Origin of the sequence: Nonomuraea candida (genome assembly GCF_000725485.1) — a bacterium.
GTDB classification, from domain to species: domain Bacteria; phylum Actinomycetota; class Actinomycetes; order Streptosporangiales; family Streptosporangiaceae; genus Nonomuraea; species Nonomuraea candida.
Genome location: NZ_KL647031.1, coordinates 100,334 through 117,746, shown reverse-complemented (window position 1 = coordinate 117,746; position 17,413 = coordinate 100,334). Strand labels below are relative to the sequence as shown.

General features: G+C 70.2%; 16 protein-coding genes. 6 read left to right on the top strand and 10 right to left on the bottom strand.

The window, feature by feature from the left end; translation table 11 throughout:
* Positions 1-263 precede the first annotated feature (263 nt).
* Positions 264-1,748, bottom strand: a complete 1,485-nt coding sequence (locus IO39_RS51635; protein WP_052424174.1) for a serine/threonine-protein kinase — start codon at positions 1,746-1,748, stop codon at positions 264-266.
* On the bottom strand, positions 1,738-3,237 hold the full coding sequence (locus IO39_RS51630) for a serine/threonine-protein kinase (protein WP_084774579.1): 1,500 nt from the start codon (positions 3,235-3,237) through the stop codon (positions 1,738-1,740). The genes IO39_RS51635 and IO39_RS51630 overlap by 11 nt, the downstream gene beginning before the upstream one ends.
* Positions 3,238-3,407: 170 nt before the next feature.
* Between IO39_RS51630 and IO39_RS44455 the strand changes: the two genes are divergently transcribed.
* Both IO39_RS44455 and IO39_RS44450 read left to right on the top strand, forming a co-directional pair.
* Complete coding sequence (locus tag IO39_RS44455) at positions 3,408-5,132, top strand: DEDD exonuclease domain-containing protein (protein WP_043638387.1); 1,725 nt, start codon at positions 3,408-3,410, stop codon at positions 5,130-5,132.
* A 17-nt stretch (positions 5,133-5,149) separates the two neighbouring features.
* Positions 5,150-5,437: an Lrp/AsnC family transcriptional regulator gene (locus IO39_RS44450; protein WP_043638385.1), complete on the top strand. Its 288-nt coding sequence runs from the start codon at positions 5,150-5,152 to the stop codon at positions 5,435-5,437.
* Positions 5,438-5,728: 291 nt separating this feature from the next.
* Here the strand turns inward: IO39_RS44450 and qcrB are convergent, their stop codons facing one another.
* From qcrB to ctaE, 4 genes are read right to left on the bottom strand one after another with little or no spacing between them, the layout of a single operon-like run.
* Positions 5,729-7,396 carry a cytochrome bc1 complex cytochrome b subunit gene (gene qcrB, locus IO39_RS44445; RefSeq protein WP_043638383.1) on the bottom strand — a complete coding sequence of 556 codons (1,668 nt, stop codon included), beginning with the start codon at positions 7,394-7,396 and terminating at the stop codon, positions 5,729-5,731.
* On the bottom strand, positions 7,393-8,505 hold the full coding sequence (gene qcrA / locus IO39_RS44440) for a cytochrome bc1 complex Rieske iron-sulfur subunit (RefSeq protein ID WP_043638381.1): 1,113 nt from the start codon (positions 8,503-8,505) through the stop codon (positions 7,393-7,395). Before qcrA ends, qcrB begins: the two co-directional genes overlap by 4 nt.
* Complete coding sequence (gene qcrC / locus IO39_RS44435) at positions 8,502-9,311, bottom strand: cytochrome bc1 complex diheme cytochrome c subunit (protein WP_052424172.1); 810 nt, start codon at positions 9,309-9,311, stop codon at positions 8,502-8,504. Before qcrC ends, qcrA begins: the two co-directional genes overlap by 4 nt.
* Before the next feature lie 14 nt (positions 9,312-9,325).
* Positions 9,326-9,979 carry an aa3-type cytochrome oxidase subunit III gene (gene ctaE, locus IO39_RS44430; RefSeq protein ID WP_043638378.1) on the bottom strand — a complete coding sequence of 218 codons (654 nt, stop codon included), beginning with the start codon at positions 9,977-9,979 and terminating at the stop codon, positions 9,326-9,328.
* A 178-nt stretch (positions 9,980-10,157) separates the two neighbouring features.
* On the opposite strand from ctaE, the gene IO39_RS44425 reads away from it, so the two are divergent.
* Both IO39_RS44425 and trpD read left to right on the top strand, forming a co-directional pair.
* Positions 10,158-10,583: a response regulator gene (locus IO39_RS44425; protein ID WP_043638376.1), complete on the top strand. Its 426-nt coding sequence runs from the start codon at positions 10,158-10,160 to the stop codon at positions 10,581-10,583.
* 6 nt (positions 10,584-10,589) lie between these two features.
* Positions 10,590-11,636: an anthranilate phosphoribosyltransferase gene (gene trpD / locus IO39_RS44420; protein ID WP_043638372.1), complete on the top strand. Its 1,047-nt coding sequence runs from the start codon at positions 10,590-10,592 to the stop codon at positions 11,634-11,636.
* 75 nt (positions 11,637-11,711) lie between these two features.
* Here trpD and IO39_RS44415 read toward each other — a convergent pair whose 3' ends face one another.
* The 4 genes from IO39_RS44415 to ctaC form a co-directional block, all read right to left on the bottom strand.
* Positions 11,712-12,920, bottom strand: coding sequence for a L,D-transpeptidase (locus tag IO39_RS44415; RefSeq protein WP_043638368.1), 1,209 nt, complete (start codon positions 12,918-12,920; stop codon positions 11,712-11,714).
* Between the two features lie 143 nt (positions 12,921-13,063).
* Positions 13,064-13,477 (bottom strand): cytochrome c oxidase subunit 4, encoded by a 414-nt coding sequence (locus IO39_RS44410; protein ID WP_043638365.1) that lies wholly within the window; start codon positions 13,475-13,477, stop codon positions 13,064-13,066.
* Positions 13,477-14,910 carry a cytochrome c oxidase subunit I gene (locus IO39_RS44405; RefSeq protein ID WP_245642659.1) on the bottom strand — a complete coding sequence of 478 codons (1,434 nt, stop codon included), beginning with the start codon at positions 14,908-14,910 and terminating at the stop codon, positions 13,477-13,479. The genes IO39_RS44410 and IO39_RS44405 overlap by 1 nt, the downstream gene beginning before the upstream one ends.
* Positions 14,911-14,984: 74 nt before the next feature.
* A complete protein-coding gene (ctaC, locus tag IO39_RS44400) occupies positions 14,985-15,764 on the bottom strand; it encodes an aa3-type cytochrome oxidase subunit II (RefSeq protein WP_439331505.1) in 780 nt (259 codons plus the stop codon).
* A gap of 204 nt (positions 15,765-15,968) precedes the next feature.
* Between ctaC and IO39_RS44395 the strand changes: the two genes are divergently transcribed.
* Positions 15,969-17,111 carry a cysteine desulfurase family protein gene (locus IO39_RS44395; RefSeq protein ID WP_043638355.1) on the top strand — a complete coding sequence of 381 codons (1,143 nt, stop codon included), beginning with the start codon at positions 15,969-15,971 and terminating at the stop codon, positions 17,109-17,111.
* Positions 17,108-17,353, top strand: a complete 246-nt coding sequence (locus tag IO39_RS44390; protein ID WP_043638353.1) for a sulfurtransferase TusA family protein — start codon at positions 17,108-17,110, stop codon at positions 17,351-17,353. Before IO39_RS44395 ends, IO39_RS44390 begins: the two co-directional genes overlap by 4 nt.
* The last annotated feature ends 60 nt before the right edge of the window (positions 17,354-17,413 follow it).

Sequence of the window (17,413 nt, the reverse complement as noted above, 5' to 3'; positions counted from 1 at the left end):
GGGGGCGGAAGGCATGGGAGGAGGCACGCTCGGTGGCTCGAACCGCCCGTCCGGCACCTGGGGAGGGGTGGTCGGCGGCTCGAACTCGCTACCGGGATTCACGGGGACTCCTGGGGTTGCCTGACTTGCGGGGAGACATGGTAGTCACACCCCTCGCAAGGTGCTTGCGGCACCGCGTGCGACGGCGCCTCGTACCGACGGCCTCATCACGACGGCGCCTCGTACCGACGGCCTCATCACGACGGCGCCCCGCTCCGGCGGCCTCATCGCGACAGCGCCGCGGAGACCAGGCGGGCGGCGGAGACGGCGGTCTTCTCGTCGGCCGGCGTCTCGGCCGGCACCTCCTCACGGTGCCAGACCACCTCGCCCAGCAGGTTGCTCGTACGGAAGAGCAACCGGCTGTTCGAGGTGCCGCTCTCCGTGGAGCTCATGTAGAACCTGAACCCGTTCTGCACGATGGCCGCCTCCCCCACCCCGGGAACCTCGGACACCCCGCCGTACGCCGAGCGCCCGCTCGTGCCCTCGGCCGCGGCGCGCGTGCTCCTCTCGCTGGCGAAGCGGCGCTGCGCCACCTGGGGCCCGTCGAGGCCGCCGGCGGGCCGCTCGATCCAGGCGCGCACGAGCAGGCGGCGGCCGCGTTCGGTCCCGCCCGCCCTGATGAGCCACTGGCACTCGCCCGGCCTGGTGACGGAGCGCTCGGGGGCGCCCTTCATCAGCTCGGCGGCCTGGGCGTCGGTGAGGAGCGTGCACGGGTCGGGCGCCTTGGCGTATGCGCCGGTGCCGGCGTCGTCGCCGGTCAGGGCGGTGACGGCGTACCAGCCGCCCGCGCCCAGCGCCACGACGGCGGCGAGCACGGCCGGCAGCAGCCACCGGCGGCGCCGGCCCGCCCCCGGGTGGCCGGGGACCGCGCCGGAGGCGACGTCGGCGAGCGCACCGGGGGCGGCCAGCCCGCTCAGCGTCCGGCGGACCTGGGCCGCCGTGGGACGGGCCGCGGGGTCCTTGGCGAGCATGGCCATGAGCAGGCCGCCCAGGTCGCGGCCGGCCCGGGCGGGGAAGGGCGGCTCGTGCAGCAGCACCGCGGCGGCGACCGCGGCGGGCAGGTCGCGTTCGAACGGCGCGCGGCCCTGCACGGCGGTGTAGAGGCTCGCGCCGAGGGACCACAGGTCGGAGGCCGGGCCCGAGGGCTGCTCGTTGAGCCGCTCGGGGGCCATGTAGCCGGGCGAGCCGGCGCTGCCGTACATGTCGCCCCGCCCGCCGATCGGCGCGGCGATGCCGAAGTCGGTGAGCATCGCCGAGCCGTCGGCCTCCAGCAGGATGTTGGCGGGTTTGACGTCCTGGTGCAGGATGCCGTGCGCGTGGGCGACCTCCAGCGCGGTCAGCACGCGCAGCCCGACCGCGGCGACGAAGCCCGGTGGCAGCGGCCCCTGCTCCTTGATCACCTTGTCCAGCGAGCGGCCGGTGGTCAGGTCCATCACGATCCACGGCTGGTCGCCTTCGAGGACGACGTCGTGCACGAGGACGATGGCCGGGTCGCGCAGCCGGCCGGCGGACCTGGCCTCGTGGATGGCCCGGTCGGTGAACGCCGCCCGCTCGGCCGGGCCCAGCCCCTCGGGGACGCGTACTTGCTTGACCGCGACCTGCCGGTCGAGCATCTCGTCGATGGCCCGCCACACCGTGCCCGCGCCGCCCTGTCCGAGCCGCTCGATCAGCCGGTAGCGGCCGGCCAGCAGGTAGAGGTCATGCGGCATCGCGCAACGCCCGTTCGCTCGCCTGCGCGGCCGTCAGGGCCGAGCGCTTGATGTCCTCGTCGGTCGGCCGGTCGGTGAGCGTGGTGTATTCGACGCTCACCACCAGGTTGGCCAGCCGGTAGTAGATGTGGGCGGAGTGCACGCGCCCCGTCGGCCCCTTCAGCTCGAAGCCGAACGCCTCCTCGCCGACGCCGGTGATCCGGTGGACGGGGGTGCGCGTGGCGCGGGTGGCGTCCTTGGCGCCGATCTCGGGCCAGGTCCAGTCCACGGTGTCGTACTTGGCCCAGTAGCGCTGCTGGTTGTCGAAGAGCCTGCGGGCGGTGGTCTCGGTCATCGACCACGGGTCGACGGTGTCGGAGTCCTTCTGCACCTGAAGGCCCACGCCCGTCTTGGGGACGGGCCAGCCGCACTTCGGGCCGACGTCGTCGGAGCCCGGCTGCCCCTTCGGCGGGCTCTGGGTGCGCAGCAGCCCGCCCACCTCCTCCTGCCCGAGCAGCGTGCACACGTCCATCGGCACGGTGAACGCCTGCGGGGTCCCGCCCCAGCCGCCCAGCAGCACGAACCCGGTCGTGCCCATCCCGAGCAGCGCCACCGCCCCGGCGGCGATCCACCGCGCGGCCCGGCTGCGCCGCCCGGTCCTGCGCGGCGCGGTCAGGTCGGCGCCGACCGGCAGTTGCGGGGCCGGGTTGCCCGCGGCGACCTGCCGCAGCACCTCCGCGGCCACGCGCGGGTCGGGACGGGCGGCGGGGTGGCGGGCCATCAGGGCGGCCAGCAGCGGCCCGAGCGGGGGCGGCGCCACGGGCACGGGCCGCGTCAGCGTGTCGCGCACGCGCTGGGCCGCCGGCCCGTCGTAGGCCGGCGCGCCGGTCAGCGCGACGTAGAGGGTGGCGCCGAGGGACCACAGGTCGCTGGCGGGGCCGCCGGGCTCGCCCTCCAGCCGCTCGGGGGCGATGAACCCGGGGGAGCCGATCATCAGGCCCTGCTCGGTGAGCGTGGCCTGGCCCTCCTGCCTGGCGATGCCGAAGTCGGTCAGCACCACCCGCCCGGTCTCGGTGAGGAACACGTTGCCCGGCTTGACGTCGCGGTGCTGCAGGCCCTGGGAGTGGGCGACGGTCAGCGCGTCGAGCACGTCGGCGCCGATCCTGGCGGCGTGCTCGGGCGGCATGGGGCCGTGGTCGCGTACGGTCTCGGCCAGTGTGCGGCCCCGCAGCAGCTCCATGACCAGCCACGGCCGCTCCTGCTCGACCACGACGTCGTGGAGCGCCACGATGCCGGGGTGGCGCAGCCGCGCGGTGGCCTGCGCCTCGCGCACGGCCCTGGTCACCGAGTCGGCCCGCTCCTTGGGCGACATGCCTTCGGGCAGCGTGAGCTCCTTGACCGCGACGTCGCGGTCAAGCATCTCGTCCCTGGCCAGCCACACTTTCCCCATGCCGCCCGCGCCCAGAGGGCGCAGCAGGGAGTAGCGGCCGGCAAGTCTTCCCGCGGACATAAAGGGAAGGGTAACTAAGGATCAAGAGGGGTGCTCACCCAAGGACGTCAGAAAAGCCGCGAATGCGGACCATAGGGTGCCGCGATGCCGGTCCGGGACGAATCACACCCGGCCCTCGCGAGCCACGGGAAAATCATTCCTGTCGGTCCGGTTCTCTATGGTCTTGGAACGTGGACCCGGTTCAAGGCACTCTCGACGAGCTCGGCACCCCGCTGAGCGACGTCACGTTCGTCGTGTTCGACCTCGAGACGACCGGCGGCTCGCCCGCCGAGGACTCCATCACCGAGATCGGCGCGGTCAAGGTGCGGGCGGGCGAGGTGCTCGGCGAGTTCTCCACGCTGGTCGATCCCGGGGGGCCGATACCGCCGTTCATCTCGGTGCTGACCGGCATCACCGACGCCATGGTCATGGCGGCCCCGAAGATCGAGGCGGTGCTGCCGAGCTTCCTGGAGTTCATCCGCGGCGCCACGCTGGTGGCCCACAACGCCGGTTTCGACACCCGTTTCGTCAAGGCCGCCTGCGCCGCGCTCGGCTATCCCCCGCCGGCCAACCCGGTGGTCGACACCGTCGACCTGGCCAGGCGGGTGCTGACCCGCGACGAGATCCCCAACGCCAAGCTGGGCACGCTGGCCAGGTTCTTCCGCAGCCCCGTCGAGCCGTGCCACCGCGCGCTGCAGGACGCCAGGGCGACGGTCGACGTGCTGCACGGGCTGATCGAGCGGGCCGGCTCCTTCCAGGTCCACACGCTGGAGGAGCTCAAGTCGTTCGTCCGGGCCCCCACGCCCGAGCAGCAGCGCAAGCGCCACCTCGCCGAGTCCGTGCCGCACGCGCCGGGCGTCTACTTCTTCGAGGACGAGCGCGGCGAGGTCCTCTACATCGGCAAGAGCACCAATCTGCGCAACCGCGTGCGCTCCTACTTCACCGCCGGCGAGACCCGCCCGCGCATCCGCGAGATGATCGGCATCGCCGAGCGGGTGCGCCACATCGTCTGCTCGACCGCGCTGGAGGCCGAGGTGAGGGAGCTGCGGCTGATCGGCGGGGCCAAGCCGCGCTACAACCGCCGCTCCCGCTTCCCCGAGAAGGTCGTGTGGCTCAAGCTCACGACCGAGGTGTTCCCGCGGCTGTCGATCGTGCGCGACCTCAAGGACGACGGCGCCACCTACCTCGGCCCCTTCACCAGCGCCCGCGCGGCCGACGACGCCCGCATCGCGCTCCACGAGGCGATCCCGCTGCGCCAGTGCACCCAGCCGGTGACGCTGCGCACCCGGCGGGCGGCCTGCGCGCTGCACGAGATGGGCCGCTGCGGCGCGCCGTGCGAGGGCCGGGAGAGCCCCGAGGAATACGCCGTCCACGTCGAGAACGCGCGCCGCGCCATGACCCTCGACGCCTCCACCGTCTTCACCGCCGTCTCGGCCCACATGGAGCGGCTCTCGGTCGAGCAGCGCTACGAGGAGGCCTCGGTCGACCGTGACCGGCTGGCCGCGTTCGTCCGGGCGGCGGCCCGCATGCAGCGCCTGTCGGCCATCACCCGCATCCCGCAGCTCGTGGCCGCCAGCCCGGCGTTCGGGGGCGGCTGGGACATCCACGTCGTCCGCTACGGCCGGCTGGCCGCCGCCGGGGTCATGGAGAAGGGCACCCATCCCTCCCCTTTCGTCGCCTCCCTGACGGCCACGGCCGAGGTCGTGCTGCCCGGTCCCGGGCCGGTGCACGCCGCCAGCGCCGAGGAGACCGAGTGCATCCTGCGGTGGCTGGAGTCGCCCGGGGTGCGGCTGGTGGAGGTGGACGGCGAGTGGAGCCTGCCGGCGCACGGCGCGGCCCGTCACAAGGCGCGCATCGACCTCGCTTACCGGCATCTCGACCAACGGCGCAATCGGGAGGGGCGACCTTTGAGGTGAAACGATAGAGTTGATACATGGTCACGGCTATCGTCCACATCAATGCAGAGGTAGACCGGATCCCGGAGGTCGCCCAGACGATCGCCGAGATCGAGGGGGTCAGCGAGGTCTACTCCATCACCGGCGAATACGACCTGCTGGCCATGGTCCGGGTGGCCGCCTACGAGGAGATCGCCGAGGTGGTGCCGGGGCGGATCAACAAGGTCGCCGGCGTGCTGCACACGGAGACCCACATCGCCTTCCGCGCCTACTCCAAGCACGACCTCGACGCGGCCTTCTCCATCGGCTTCCCCGAGGCCGACTGACCTCTTCACGCACGAAGGGCCGGCGGGCACGACGCCCCGACCGGCCCACAGCCATGCCCGCGCGCCCGCAGGCGTCCGGCGCCCGGCCGCCCACCGGCGGCCACCGGCGGCCCACCGGCGGCCCAGCGGCGGCCCAGCGGCGGCCCAGCGGCGGCCACGCACCCCGCCGACGCCCCGGAGCGGAGCGGGCACCGCGCCTCACCCGCGCCTCCGGCGGGCGGGACGGCCGGGACGCCGACGGGCCCGGACGAGGGGTGCTCGTCCGGGCCCGTACGGTCTGTGGCGTCAGGGTCAGTGAGTGATGCTGCGGTCGTCGTCGCCGGAACCGGAACCGGTGCCGATGGCGGCGTGCTCCTCCTCGTGCCCGTGCCCATGCCCGTCGTCCAGCGGGATCTTCTCCCCGCCGTACGCCTTCGACATGCGCCCGCGCAGCTTGCCGACCGGCCCGCGCATGCCCTTCGGCGGGATGCCCGAGGGGTCCTCGGCCACCGGCAGCATGGGCACCGCTTCCTTGCCGCGCATGTGGGCCTCGATGTCCTCCGACGGCGGCGTGTGGACCTCGATGAACTCACCGTGCGGCAGCCGCTTGATCACGCCGGACTCCACACCGTGCGAGATGATCGCCTGGTCGGAGCGCTGCAGGCCGAGGCAGACGCGGTAGGTGATCAGGTAGGCCAGCGCCGGCGCCACGAAGATCAGCACCCGGCCGGCGTAGGTCGTCCAGTTGAGGCTGATGTGGAAGTTCGCCGCGATCTCGTCGTTGGCGCCCAGCAGCCACAGCACGCCGTAGAACGTGATGGCTGACATGCCGATCGAGGTGCGGTGCGGGTTGTTGCGCGGACGGTCCGCGACGTGGTGCTCGCGGTTGTCGCCCGTCACCCAGCGTTCGAGGAACGGATAGAGCGCCAGGCCCGTCATGATGATGCCGAGCGGCAGCAACGCCGGGATGATGACGCTCAGCGGCAGGGTGCCCGCCTGGGCGGTGCCGAAGAGGTTGATCTCCCATGGCGGCATCAGGCGCAGCGAGCCTTCGAGGAAGCCCATGTACCAGTCGGGCTGCGAACCGGCCGAGATGTCGGCCGGCGTGTAGGGACCGAACAGCCAGATCGGGTTGATCTGCGCGAAGGTCGCCAGACCCGCGACCACGGCCAGCGTGAACAGGAAGTACGCGCCCGCCTTGGCCATGAAGGCCGGGTAGAACGGCGCGCCCACCACGTTCTTGTTGGTGCGGCCCTTGCCCGGCATCTGCGTGTGCTTCTGCACCCACATGAGCACCATGTGCGCCGTCACCAGCGCCAGGAGGATGCCCGGGATGAGCAGGATGTGCAGCGAGTAGAACCGGGAGATGACATCCTCACCCGGATATTCCCCGCCGAACAGGAAGAACGTGATGTACGTCCCCACGATGGGCAGCGAGATCGCCACGCCCTCGGTGATCCGCAGACCGGCGCCGGACAGCAGGTCGTCGGGGAGCGAGTAGCCGGTCAGACCCTCGGCCAGGGCCAGCGTCAGCAGCAGGATGCCGATGATCCAGTTGATCTCGCGCGGCTTGCGGTAGGCGCCCGTGAAGAACACCCGCAGCATGTGGACCATCATGCCGGCCACGAAGAGCAGGGCCGCCCAGTGGTGCATCTGCCGGATGAGCAGACCACCCCGGACGTCGAAGCTGATCTCCAGCGACGACGCGTAGGCCTCGGACATCATGACGCCCTTGAGCGGCGCGTAGGAGCCGTCGTAGGCGATCTCCATCATGCTGGGCTTGAACCAGAGCGTCAGGAACGTCCCGGTCAGCAGCAGGATGACGAACGAGTAGAGCGCGATCTCACCCAGCAGGAACGACCAGTGGTCCGGGAAGATCTTGCGCAGGTTGCGCTTGAGCGCGTTGGCGCCGCCGAGTCGCTCGTCGAGGAAGTTCGACGGCCCGGCGATGGCCTTCGGCACGGCCTTCAGGTCGCTCATGCCTGGCCTCCCTTCATCCCGGCCTCGGCCTCGGCGTCGCCGCGCTCCCAGTAACTCGGGCCGACGGGCACCTTGAAGTCGCCCTGGGCGACGAGGTAGCCCTCGGCGTCGACGGTGATCGGCAGCTGCGGCAGCGGCCGCGCGGCCGGGCCGAAGATGACCTTGGCGCCGTCGGCGGCGTCGAACGTCGACTGGTGGCACGGGCAGAGGATGTGGTGGGTGTTCTGCTCGTACAGGGCCGCGGGGCAGCCCACGTGGGTGCAGATCTTGGAGTACGCGACGATGCCGTCGTGCGTCCAGTTCCTGTTGGTGCCGTCCTTGATCTCCTCAGGACGGAACTTGATCAGGATCAGCGTGGCCTTGGCCAGGGCGGTCAGGTCGTGCTCGTACCCCTCGGGGACGACCGACAGGATGCCGCCGGGCGAGTTGAAGTCGGCCGCCCTGATCGGCTGGCCGGTGCCCTCGACGACGAGCCTGAGCGGCTTGCCCTCCTTGTTCTTCTGGCCCCAGACGGTGTGGCGCAGCTCCTTGTGGAAGTCGGCGCCCGGCATCTTGTTGTTGTCGAGGTCGCGCAGCAGCACCACGGGGATCAGGCCGAGCGGCGCGGCCGCCAGCAGCAGCGTGCGGCGCAGCAGCTTGCGCTTGACGAAGCCGCTCTCGTTGGCGCCACGCAGGAAGGTGTCGGCGACGACCTCGCGGTCCTCCTCGTCGGAGGTCATGGTGTGGCGCTCTTGGACGAGGGCGTACTTCGGCATGATCTGGCGGGTCCAGACCACGATGCCGATCGCGAGCGCCAGGATCGCCACGGTGAGCGAGCTGCCCAGCGCCAGGTTGGACGTGCCGGTCGCGTCGGGGCTGCCGACCTGGAAGTACACGTAGGAGATGATGAACGCGATGCCCGCCAGGAAGGTGATCGCGAAGCAGAGCGCCACGATCTTCTCGGCCTTGCGCGCCTTGGCCTCGTCCTGCAGCGTCACGCCGGGGACATCCTGGTCGGCGGCCTCCGGCTCGGCGGCGCCGAGCATCGAGGTGCCCGGCGCGGGGGTGCCGATCACGCGCTTGGGTTTGCGCTCGTCCGGCTGCTCGATCTCGTGCTCGTTGTCAGTCATGACTTCTGTCGCTTCTTCGCGGTGATCCAGATGGCGGCGAGGCAGAGGGCCGCGATGCCCACCACCCACGCCACGAGGCCTTCGGTGACCGGGCCGATGCGGCCCAGGCCGAAACCACCCGGGTCCCTCTGCTCGCGCACCTGGGTGATGTAGGCGATCATGCTGCGCTTCTCTTCGGGCGTGATCGTCGTGTCGTTGAAGACCGGCATGGCCTGCGGGCCGGTGACCATCGCCTCGTAGATCTGAGTCGGGGTCGACTCGTTGAGGTTGGGCGCGTACTTGCCCTGCGTCAGCGCGCCGCCGGCACCCGCCCAGTTGTGGCACTGGATGCAGTTGGCGCGGAAGAGCTCACCGCCCTTGGCCGCGTCACCGAGCTTGGGGTCGACCTGCTCGTGCCCCGGCACCTGCGGGCCGCCGCCGAGCGACTGCACGTAGGCCGAGATCTGGCGGATCTTCTCCTCGTTGACCCATTCGGGCAGCGGCTTGCGCGGCGCCTGCGGGCCGGGCGCGCCGGCCGGCATGCGCCCGGTGCTCATCTGGAAGTCGACGGCCGCGGCGCCGACGCCGATGAGCGTGGGCGCCGTCGTGGTGCCCTGGGCGTTGGTGCCGTGGCAGCTCATGCAGTGCTTCTCGAACAGGCTCCTGCCCGCGGCCACGTCATCGACCTTGCCTGCCGCCAATGCCGCGTCGGCAGGCTTACCCGCCTGGACAAAGGCGGCGTATACCATCCCGACCAGCGCCAACGCCAAAATCAGGACGGCGTATCTCGCGAGGGGATGCCGCCGCCAAGCGGTGATCCTAGTCACAGAGATCCCGTTCCTTAACGAATGATGTAAATGGTCGCGAAAAGACCGATCCAGACGACGTCTACGAAGTGCCAGTAGTAGGACACGACGATCGCGCTGGTGGCCTGCTCATGCGTGAAGCGCTTCGCGGCGTACGTGCGTCCCAGCATGAACAGGAACGCGATCAGCCCACCGGTCACGTGCAGGCCATGGAAGCCCGTCGTCAGGTAGAACACCGAGGTGTAGGCGTTAGCGGACAAGGTCGCGCCCTCTGACGCCAGCTCCATGTACTCGTACAGCTGGCCGGCGATGAAGACCGCGCCCATGAGGAAGCTGACGAAGTACCAGAAGCGGAGCTTTCCGACCTGCCCCTTCTCTGCGGCCCACACGCCGAGCTGGCACGTCACACTCGACAGAACCAGAATGATCGTGTTGACCGTCGCGAACGGGATGTTCAGGTGAGCGGCGTGCTCTGCTGTCGTGCCAACAGGAAGCATGGCCGGGGCCCACTCGAGGCCCTTGCCGACGCTCACCGACCGGATGGTGAAGTACATCGCGAACAGCGCCGCGAAGAACATGAGCTCAGAGGACAGCCAGACGATCGTCCCGACACTGACCAGGTTCGGTCTGCGGTACGACTGTGCTGTCGTCGTCGAAGTTATTGCGGATGCTGTCGCCACGGGCAGCATTATTGCGGCTCCGGTGGCCGGTCCCGCGCACGACCCCCCGTTAGCAGGTACAAACCGCCGACCAACCTGGGATAATTGGTGCAAATCACCCACCAGGCATGGTGGCCTGGGCCTTCGCCCCGACACACCGGTACGATCCAGGTGACCATACCGCTTCGACTGATAGTGAGCGCGACCGATGTCCACTGGGAGCACCGACGAGAAGATGAAGGTCCTCGTCTACAGCGACGACGCCGCCACCCGGGCCGAGGTGAGCCAGGCCATCGGCAGGCGCCCCGCGGCCGACGTACCCCTCGTGGAGATCGTGGAGTGCGCCACCGAGCCCAAGGTCCACCAGTGGCTGGGGTCGGGTGAGATCGACGTCGCGATCCTCGACGGCGAGACGCAGCCCGCCGGCGGCATGGGCGTCGCGCGCCAGGCCAAGGACGAGGTCTACGACTGCCCGCCCATCTGCCTGATCATCGCCAGGCGCGACGACCGCTGGCTGGCCGAGTGGTCCAAGGCCGACGCGGTCGTGTCGCAGCCGCTGGAGCCCATGGTCGTGGCCGACACCGTGGCCGACCTGATGCGCCGCCGTTCCGCCGCCCGCCTCAACGCCAAGTAGGTGCCCATGGACTCCCGGACGACCTGGCCCACCCTGCTTTCCGCTCTCCTGTCGGGAGAGCACCTCACCTCTGACGAGTCGGCCTGGGCGATGCGGGAGATCATGTCCGGCACCGCGACGCCGTCCCAGATCGCCGGCTTCGTGATCGCGCTGCGCGCCAAGGGCGAGACCGTGGCCGAGGTGGTCGGGCTGGCGCGCACCATGCTCGAACTGGCCACGCCGCTGACCGTCGAGGGCCCCGTGGTCGACATCGTCGGCACCGGCGGCGACCGGGCGCACACCGTCAACGTCTCCACGATGGCCGCGATCGTGGCCGCCGCCGCGGGCGCCCGCGTGGTCAAGCACGGCAACCGCGCCGCGTCGTCCTCGTGCGGCGCCGCCGACGTGCTGGAGCACCTGGGCATCCGGCTCGACCTGACGCCCGCGCAGACGGCGCAGGTGGCGCGCGACGCGGGCATCGCCTTCTGCTTCGCCCCGGTCTACCACCCCGCGCTGCGCCACGCCGGCCCGACGCGCAAGGAGATCGGCGTGCCCACGATCTTCAACTTCCTCGGCCCGCTGACCAACCCGGCCCGCCCGACGGCCCAGGCGATCGGCGTCTACGACGCCCGCATGCTGCCGGTGCTGGCGGGCGTCTTCGCCGAGCGCGGGGTCTCGGCGCTGGTCTTCCGCGGCGACGACGGCCTCGACGAGCTCACCATCGCCGCCACCTCGACGGTCTGGGTGGTCAAAGACGGCACCGCGACGCAGACCACGTTCGACCCGGCGGTGCTCGGCATCCCGCGCGCCGACGTGGGCGCGCTGCGCGGCGGCGACGTGGCGTTCAACGCCCAGGCCGTGCACGACCTGGTCCGCGGCAAGACCGGCCCCGTGCGCGACGCGGTGCTGCTCAACGCGGCGGCCGCGCTCGTGGCGCTCGACGGGCCCGGCGACGACCTCGACTCCTCCATGATCGACGGCTACGCGCGCGCGGTCCAGGCGGTCGACTCGGGGGCCGCCGCGGCCACCCTCGACCGCTGGATCGAGGCCAGCGGCTCCTTCCGCCGCTCCTGAGCGCCCGCACACGTCCAAGGGGCCGCCACCAGCCGGTGACGGCCCCTCGGGCGCGAGAGGGGCTCCGCGGGCCGCTCAGGGCAGCGTGATGGTGGGGCCGGCCTTGAGCGAGCTCCACTTGAGCCACTGCCTCCAGTTCTGCTGCCAGTGCCCCCACCCGTTGGTCGGCTCCAGCTTGCGCGGCGACCCCGTGATGATGATCGGGTCGCCGATCAGGGTGTTCTTGATGAACCAGGCCGCGTTGGCCGGGCTGATGTTCACGCAGCCGTGGCTGACGTTCGCGTGGCCCTGGGAGCCCACCGACCAGGGCGCGCTGTGCACGTACTCGCCGCTGTTGGAGATGCGCACCGTGTTGTAGACGGTGAGCCGGTAGTAGCCGGGCGAGCCCGGCCCGATCCCCGGCGAGGTCATGATGGTGACCGGCTCGCGCGACATGGCCAGGTGGATGCCGGAGGTGGTGTAGTACTTCCACTGCCCGCCCTGCCCGGCGCTCATGGGCATGGTGCGGATCTTCTTGCCGTTCCGGCGGACGACGAGCAGGTGCTCGTCGGTGCTGCCCTTGGTGATCTGCTCACGGCCGATCCTGAAGTCGACGCGCACGTCGCGCTTGCCGTACATGCCGGGCCCGCCGCGCACCCCGGCCAGCTTGGCCTCCACGCGCACCTTGGTGTGCGCCGGCCAGTACTTCTGCGGCCGGAAGTCCACGTGCTGGTCGTCGAACCAGTGCCAGGCGCCCTCCACCGGCTTGGAGCTGCGGATGATCAGGTTGCGCTCCACGGCGATCCGGTCGGTGACGGGCTGGTCGAAGGCGATCATCACGGGCATGCCGACCCCGACCGTCAGCCCCGTGTCGTCCTTGTTCGGGGTGATGGTCGTGATGTCGAACGTCTTGCCGCCCTTGACCGTGCTGAACGTGCTGGTGGTCTCGTTCCGCTTGCCCGCGCCGTCCACCGAGACCACGGTGACCGTGTACGAGGTGCCGGGCCTGGCGGTGCCCAGGCTGCGCCAGCGGCTCCCGTCGGCGCTCAGCAACCCCTTCAGCGGGCCCGCCTTGCCGCTGCCCTGCACCCGCACGCTCTTCAGCGTGCCGCCGTGGGCCGACACGACCACGGGCTGGTCCGTGGGCACGTTGGCCGTCTTGTCCGCCGGAGAGACCCCCACGGGGACGCCGTGCGCCCCTCCGGCCATGGCGACCCCCTTGTGGTCTTCGACCGGACCCGCCGAGCACGCCGTCAGCAGCGCCAACGCCAGCAGGCCGGCCGGTCCATACGCTCCGCGCCCCACGAGTACTCCCTCGTCCAAGATCCCACTTCTGCCTCCTTTATTACCCTGAGTGATCGAATCACCACATCCGCGCCCTGGTAAAGAACACCAAAAAGCGGGCGCCCTCCCCCGGAGGGAAGGGCGCCCGCCTCGGACGTCGGGGCTCAGTGCGAGAAGTGGCCCCGGTAGTACTGGAAGACGAACCCGATCATGGCCATGATCACGAGGAAGACCCCGATCAGGAACATCCAGAAGCCGATCACGAACCCGGCGAAGGCGAAGGCCGCCGCCAGGCACAGGAACAGCGGCCACCAGCTGCTCGGGCTGAAGAAGCCCAGCTCGCCCGCGCCGTCGCTGATCTCGGCCTGCTTGTTGTCCTCCGGCTGCGCGCCGATGCGCCGCGCGGTGAACATCAGGTAGTAGCCCACCATGAACGCGAAGCCCACCGAGATGGCCATGGCGGTGGTGCCGACCGGCTCACCCTGACCCGTCGCGGCCTTGGTCCAGAACCAGTAGGCGATGTCCACGCCGGCGAAGAAGACGCCGCACAGCAGGAACAGCCAACCCTGCACCTTCATTAGGACTCGACCTCCGGAGCGGGCTTGCTGGAAGTGTGCGGGTACTTCAGGTCGAACGCGGGGCGCTCGGACCGGATGCGCGGCAGCGAGGTGAAGTTGTGCCGCGGCGGCGGGCAGGAGGTGGCCCACTCGAGCGAGCCGCCGTAGCCCCACGGGTCGTCCACGGTGACCTTGGGCGCGCTGCGCCAGGTCTTCCAGACGTTGTAGAAGAACGGCAGCGTCGAGGCGCCCAGCACGAACGCGCCCACCGACGAGATCATGTTGAGGTCGGTGAAGCCGTCGGCCGCGCTGTAGTCGGCGTACCGGCGCGGGAAGCCCGCCACGCCCAGCCAGTGCTGGACGAGGAAGGTCGTGTGGAAGCCGACGAACAGCAGCCAGAAGTGCAGCTTGCCGAGCTTGTCGTCGAGCATCTTGCCGGTGAACTTGGGCCACCAGAAGTAGAAGCCGGCGAACATCGCGAACACGACGGTGCCGAAGACCACGTAGTGGAAGTGGGCGTTGAAGAACTTCACCCCGGTCGGCACCGCGATCAGGAACGTCATGAACGAGAAGAACGGCAGCAGCACCTGCCCGGTCGGGAACATGTGGTGCGCCCAGACCGTGATCGACAGACCGGCGATCGAGACCGTGGCGGCCACGAGGCTTCCGTAGCCGAAGATCGGCTTACGGCTGAAGACCGGCAGGATCTCGGTGACGATGCCGAAGAACGGCAGCGCGATGATGTAGACCTCTGGGTGCCCGAAGAACCAGAACAGGTGCTGCCACAGCAGCGCGCCGCCGTTCTCGGAGTCGAAGATGTGGGTGCCGAGCTTGCGGTCCGACTCCAGCGCGAGCAGCGCGGCGGCCAGCACCGGGAAGGCCATCAGCACGAGCATGCTGGTCAGCAGCACGTTCCAGGTGAACAACGGCATGCGGAACATGGTCATGCCGGGCGCGCGCATGCAGATGATCGTGGTGATGAAGTTGACCGCGCCGAGGATGGTGCCCAGACCCGACAGGGCCAGGCCCATGATCCACAGGTCGCCGCCGATGCCCGGCGAGTTGATCGCGTTGGACAGCGGCGTGTAGGCGAACCAGCCGAACGAGGCGGCGCCGCCCGGGGTGAAGAAGCCGGAGACGGCGATGATGCTGCCGAACAGGTAGAGCCAGTAGCTGACCATGTTCAGGCGCGGGAACGCCACGTCGGGGGCGCCGATCTGCAGCGGCATCAGCTCGTTGGCGAAGCCGGCGAACAGCGGCGTCGCGAACATCAGCAGCATGATCGTGCCGTGCATGGTGAACAGCTGGTTGAACTGCTCGTTGCTGGTGAACTGCAGGCCCGGCTGTGCCAGCTCGGCCCGCATGACCAGGGCCATCACGCCGCCGATGAGGAAGAAGGCGAACGACGTGATGAGGTACATGTGCCCGATGATCTTGTGATCAGTCGAGGACATCCACTTGGCGATGATCTGGCCCTTGGTGCTGGTGGGCCTGATCGGCGCGGTGGTCAGGGGTTCGTGGACGGCGGTCACTGGGCACTCCCCGCCTGGGTCGTGAGGTACTGGTTCCACTCGTTCTGGTCGACGAGCTTGACGGAGAAGAGCATCCGGCTGTGGTCGACGCCGCACAGCTCGGCGCAGCGGCCGGCGTAGACGCCCTTCTTGTCGAGCGTGGTGATCTGGAACTTGCGGCCGGGGTTGTCCTCGGGGATGCCGGGGATGATGTCGCGCTTGAACAGGAACTCCGGCACCCAGAACGAGTGGATGACGTCGTCGGTCTCGAGGTCGAACTCGATCTTGGTCTTGGTGGGCAGGACGAGCTGCGGGCCCTGGTGGTAGTCGCTCACCGGCACGCCCGCGACGGGCTTGAGCGTCTTGCCGTTGACGGTCGTGGTGAAGCGCCAGCTCCACTGGAACGCCTCGACCTTGACCTTGACGGTGGCGTCGCCATCGACTCGCGAGAGCGTCTCGCTGTCACGGGCGGTGAAGAAGAAGAACACCGAGACCATGACCAGCGGGATCAGGGTGTAGAGCATCTCGATCGGGAGGTTGTAACGAACCTGCGGCGGAAGCTCGGCCTTGGCCCTGCGCTTGCGGTGGAAGATGGTCGCCCACAGGATCAGCCCGATGACGACGGCACCCGTGGCGAGTGCGGCGATCCAGGCCCCGTTCCACAGGCTCTGGACCACGCCGCCCTGCTCGGTGACGTGGTCAGGAAGAAGGCCGCGAGACCAGTCGGCCTCGGGGACGTCATTAGCACACGCCGTAGCAGTGGCCAGCAGCAACGCCAAAGCGGCGGCGCGTGGCACCCTGCGCCGGGCCAACGAACGCCGCGTCGTACGGCGAGTCGGACTCACGGATCGCCTACCCCACAGATGAAGCCCCAAGAGTCTTTCCCTTGGGTTTTGCTCGTATTGCTGATCTGCATCATGCGCAGACTGACAAGCAGACACATTAGCGTGCACGTGCCTCGCCCTACCGCGCGACCCCTCGATGGGCCGGCAAGTGGGACGATGAGTCTCGTGGCGTATTTCGACGCGGCTTCGAGCGAGCCGCTCCACCCCCGGGCGCGCGAGGCGCTGCTGGCGGCCGTCGACGTCGGCTGGGCCGACCCCGCGAGACTCTACGGCCAGGCCCGCCGCGCGCACCTGCTGCTGGAACAGGCCCGCACGGAGGTGGCCGAGGCGCTCGGCGCGCGCCCGGACGAGGTGTCGTTCACCTCCTCGGGGACGCAGGCCGTGCATCTCGGCGTCCTCGGCACCCTACACGGAAGGCGCAGGGCCGGGCGTCATCTCGTGACCGGAGCGGTGGAGCACTCCAGCGTGCTGCACGCCGGCCAGGTGCACGAGCGCGAGGGCGGCACGGTCGAGACGGTGGGCGTGGACCTCCTGGGCCGCGTCGACCTCGGCCGGTTCGCCGCGGCGGTGGCGCGGCCCGGCGTGGCGCTGGCGTGCCTGCAGAGCGCCAACCACGAGGTCGGCACCGCGCAGCCGGTGGCGGCGGCCGCCGCCGCGTGCGCCGAGCACGGCGTGCCGCTGCTGGTGGACGCGGCGCAGACGGCCGGCCGCATGCCGGTGCCGCCCGGCTGGTCGGTGCTGACGGCCAGCGCGCACAAGTGGGGCGGGCCCGCCGGGGTGGGCGTGCTGGTGGTGCGCAAGGGCACCCGGTTCCGCTCCTACCTGCCGGAGGACGAGCGGGAGCGGCGGCGGGTGCCGGGCTTCGAGAACGTGCCGGCCATCGTGGCCGCGGCGGCGGCGCTGCGCGCGAGCCTGGCCGAGGCCGCGGCGGAGCAGGCGAGGCTTTCCGCGCTCGTCGACAGGATCAGGGAGACCGTCCCGAAGATCGTGCCCGACGTGGAGGTCATCGGCGACCCCGTTGACCGGGCGCCGCACATCGTGACCTTTTCGTGCCTGTACGTTGACGGCGAGGCGCTGCTGACCGAGCTCGACAAGGCCGGATTCGCCGTATCGTCCGGAAGTTCGTGCACCGCTAGTACGCTTCGTCCATCGCACGTCCTCGAAGCGATGGGCGTGCTGACGCATGGCAACGTCCGGGTGTCACTGCCCAGGGGCGCCGCCGCGGAGGAGGTCGACAGGTTCCTCGCCGTGCTGCCCGATCTGGTGCGCCGCATCCGGCAGGACGCGGGAGTCGCATGACCGAGGTCACCCAGCCGGCTTTGACGATCGACGCGCTCGGGAAGAAGTGCCCGATCCCGATCATCATGCTCGCCGAGCAGATCAACTACGTCCCCCTGAACGCCGTGGTGGCCGTGCTGGCCGACGATCCGGCGGCCTACACGGACGTGCCGGCGTGGTGCAGGCTGAAGTCGCATCGCCACGTGGGGTCGTACGAGCTGCCCGAGGGCGGCTGGGCGATCCACGTCAGACGCAACTACTAGGGTTTCCGGCCGTTCCCGAATCCCCGATTCAGCTCCGTACGGTGGGTAGGGGCCTCCCGT

Bases quoted from the DNA above. Each gene is read 5' to 3' on its own strand.
- IO39_RS44395 (WP_043638355.1), top strand. From the start codon at position 15,969: ATGAGTCTCGTGGCGTATTTCGACGCGGCTTCGAGCGAGCCGCTCCAC.
- IO39_RS44405 (WP_245642659.1), bottom strand. From the start codon at position 14,910: ATGTCCTCGACTGATCACAAGATCATCGGGCACATGTACCTCATCACG.
- IO39_RS44390 (WP_043638353.1), top strand. From the start codon at position 17,108: ATGACCGAGGTCACCCAGCCGGCTTTGACGATCGACGCGCTCGGGAAG.
- IO39_RS51635 (WP_052424174.1), bottom strand. From the start codon at position 1,748: ATGCCGCATGACCTCTACCTGCTGGCCGGCCGCTACCGGCTGATCGAG.
- ctaE (WP_043638378.1), bottom strand. From the start codon at position 9,979: ATGCTGCCCGTGGCGACAGCATCCGCAATAACTTCGACGACGACAGCA.
- IO39_RS44450 (WP_043638385.1), top strand. From the start codon at position 5,150: ATGGTCACGGCTATCGTCCACATCAATGCAGAGGTAGACCGGATCCCG.
- qcrB (WP_043638383.1), bottom strand. From the start codon at position 7,396: ATGAGCGACCTGAAGGCCGTGCCGAAGGCCATCGCCGGGCCGTCGAAC.
- trpD (WP_043638372.1), top strand. From the start codon at position 10,590: ATGGACTCCCGGACGACCTGGCCCACCCTGCTTTCCGCTCTCCTGTCG.
- IO39_RS44410 (WP_043638365.1), bottom strand. From the start codon at position 13,477: ATGAAGGTGCAGGGTTGGCTGTTCCTGCTGTGCGGCGTCTTCTTCGCC.
- IO39_RS44425 (WP_043638376.1), top strand. From the start codon at position 10,158: ATGTCCACTGGGAGCACCGACGAGAAGATGAAGGTCCTCGTCTACAGC.
- qcrA (WP_043638381.1), bottom strand. From the start codon at position 8,505: ATGACTGACAACGAGCACGAGATCGAGCAGCCGGACGAGCGCAAACCC.
- IO39_RS51630 (WP_084774579.1), bottom strand. From the start codon at position 3,237: ATGTCCGCGGGAAGACTTGCCGGCCGCTACTCCCTGCTGCGCCCTCTG.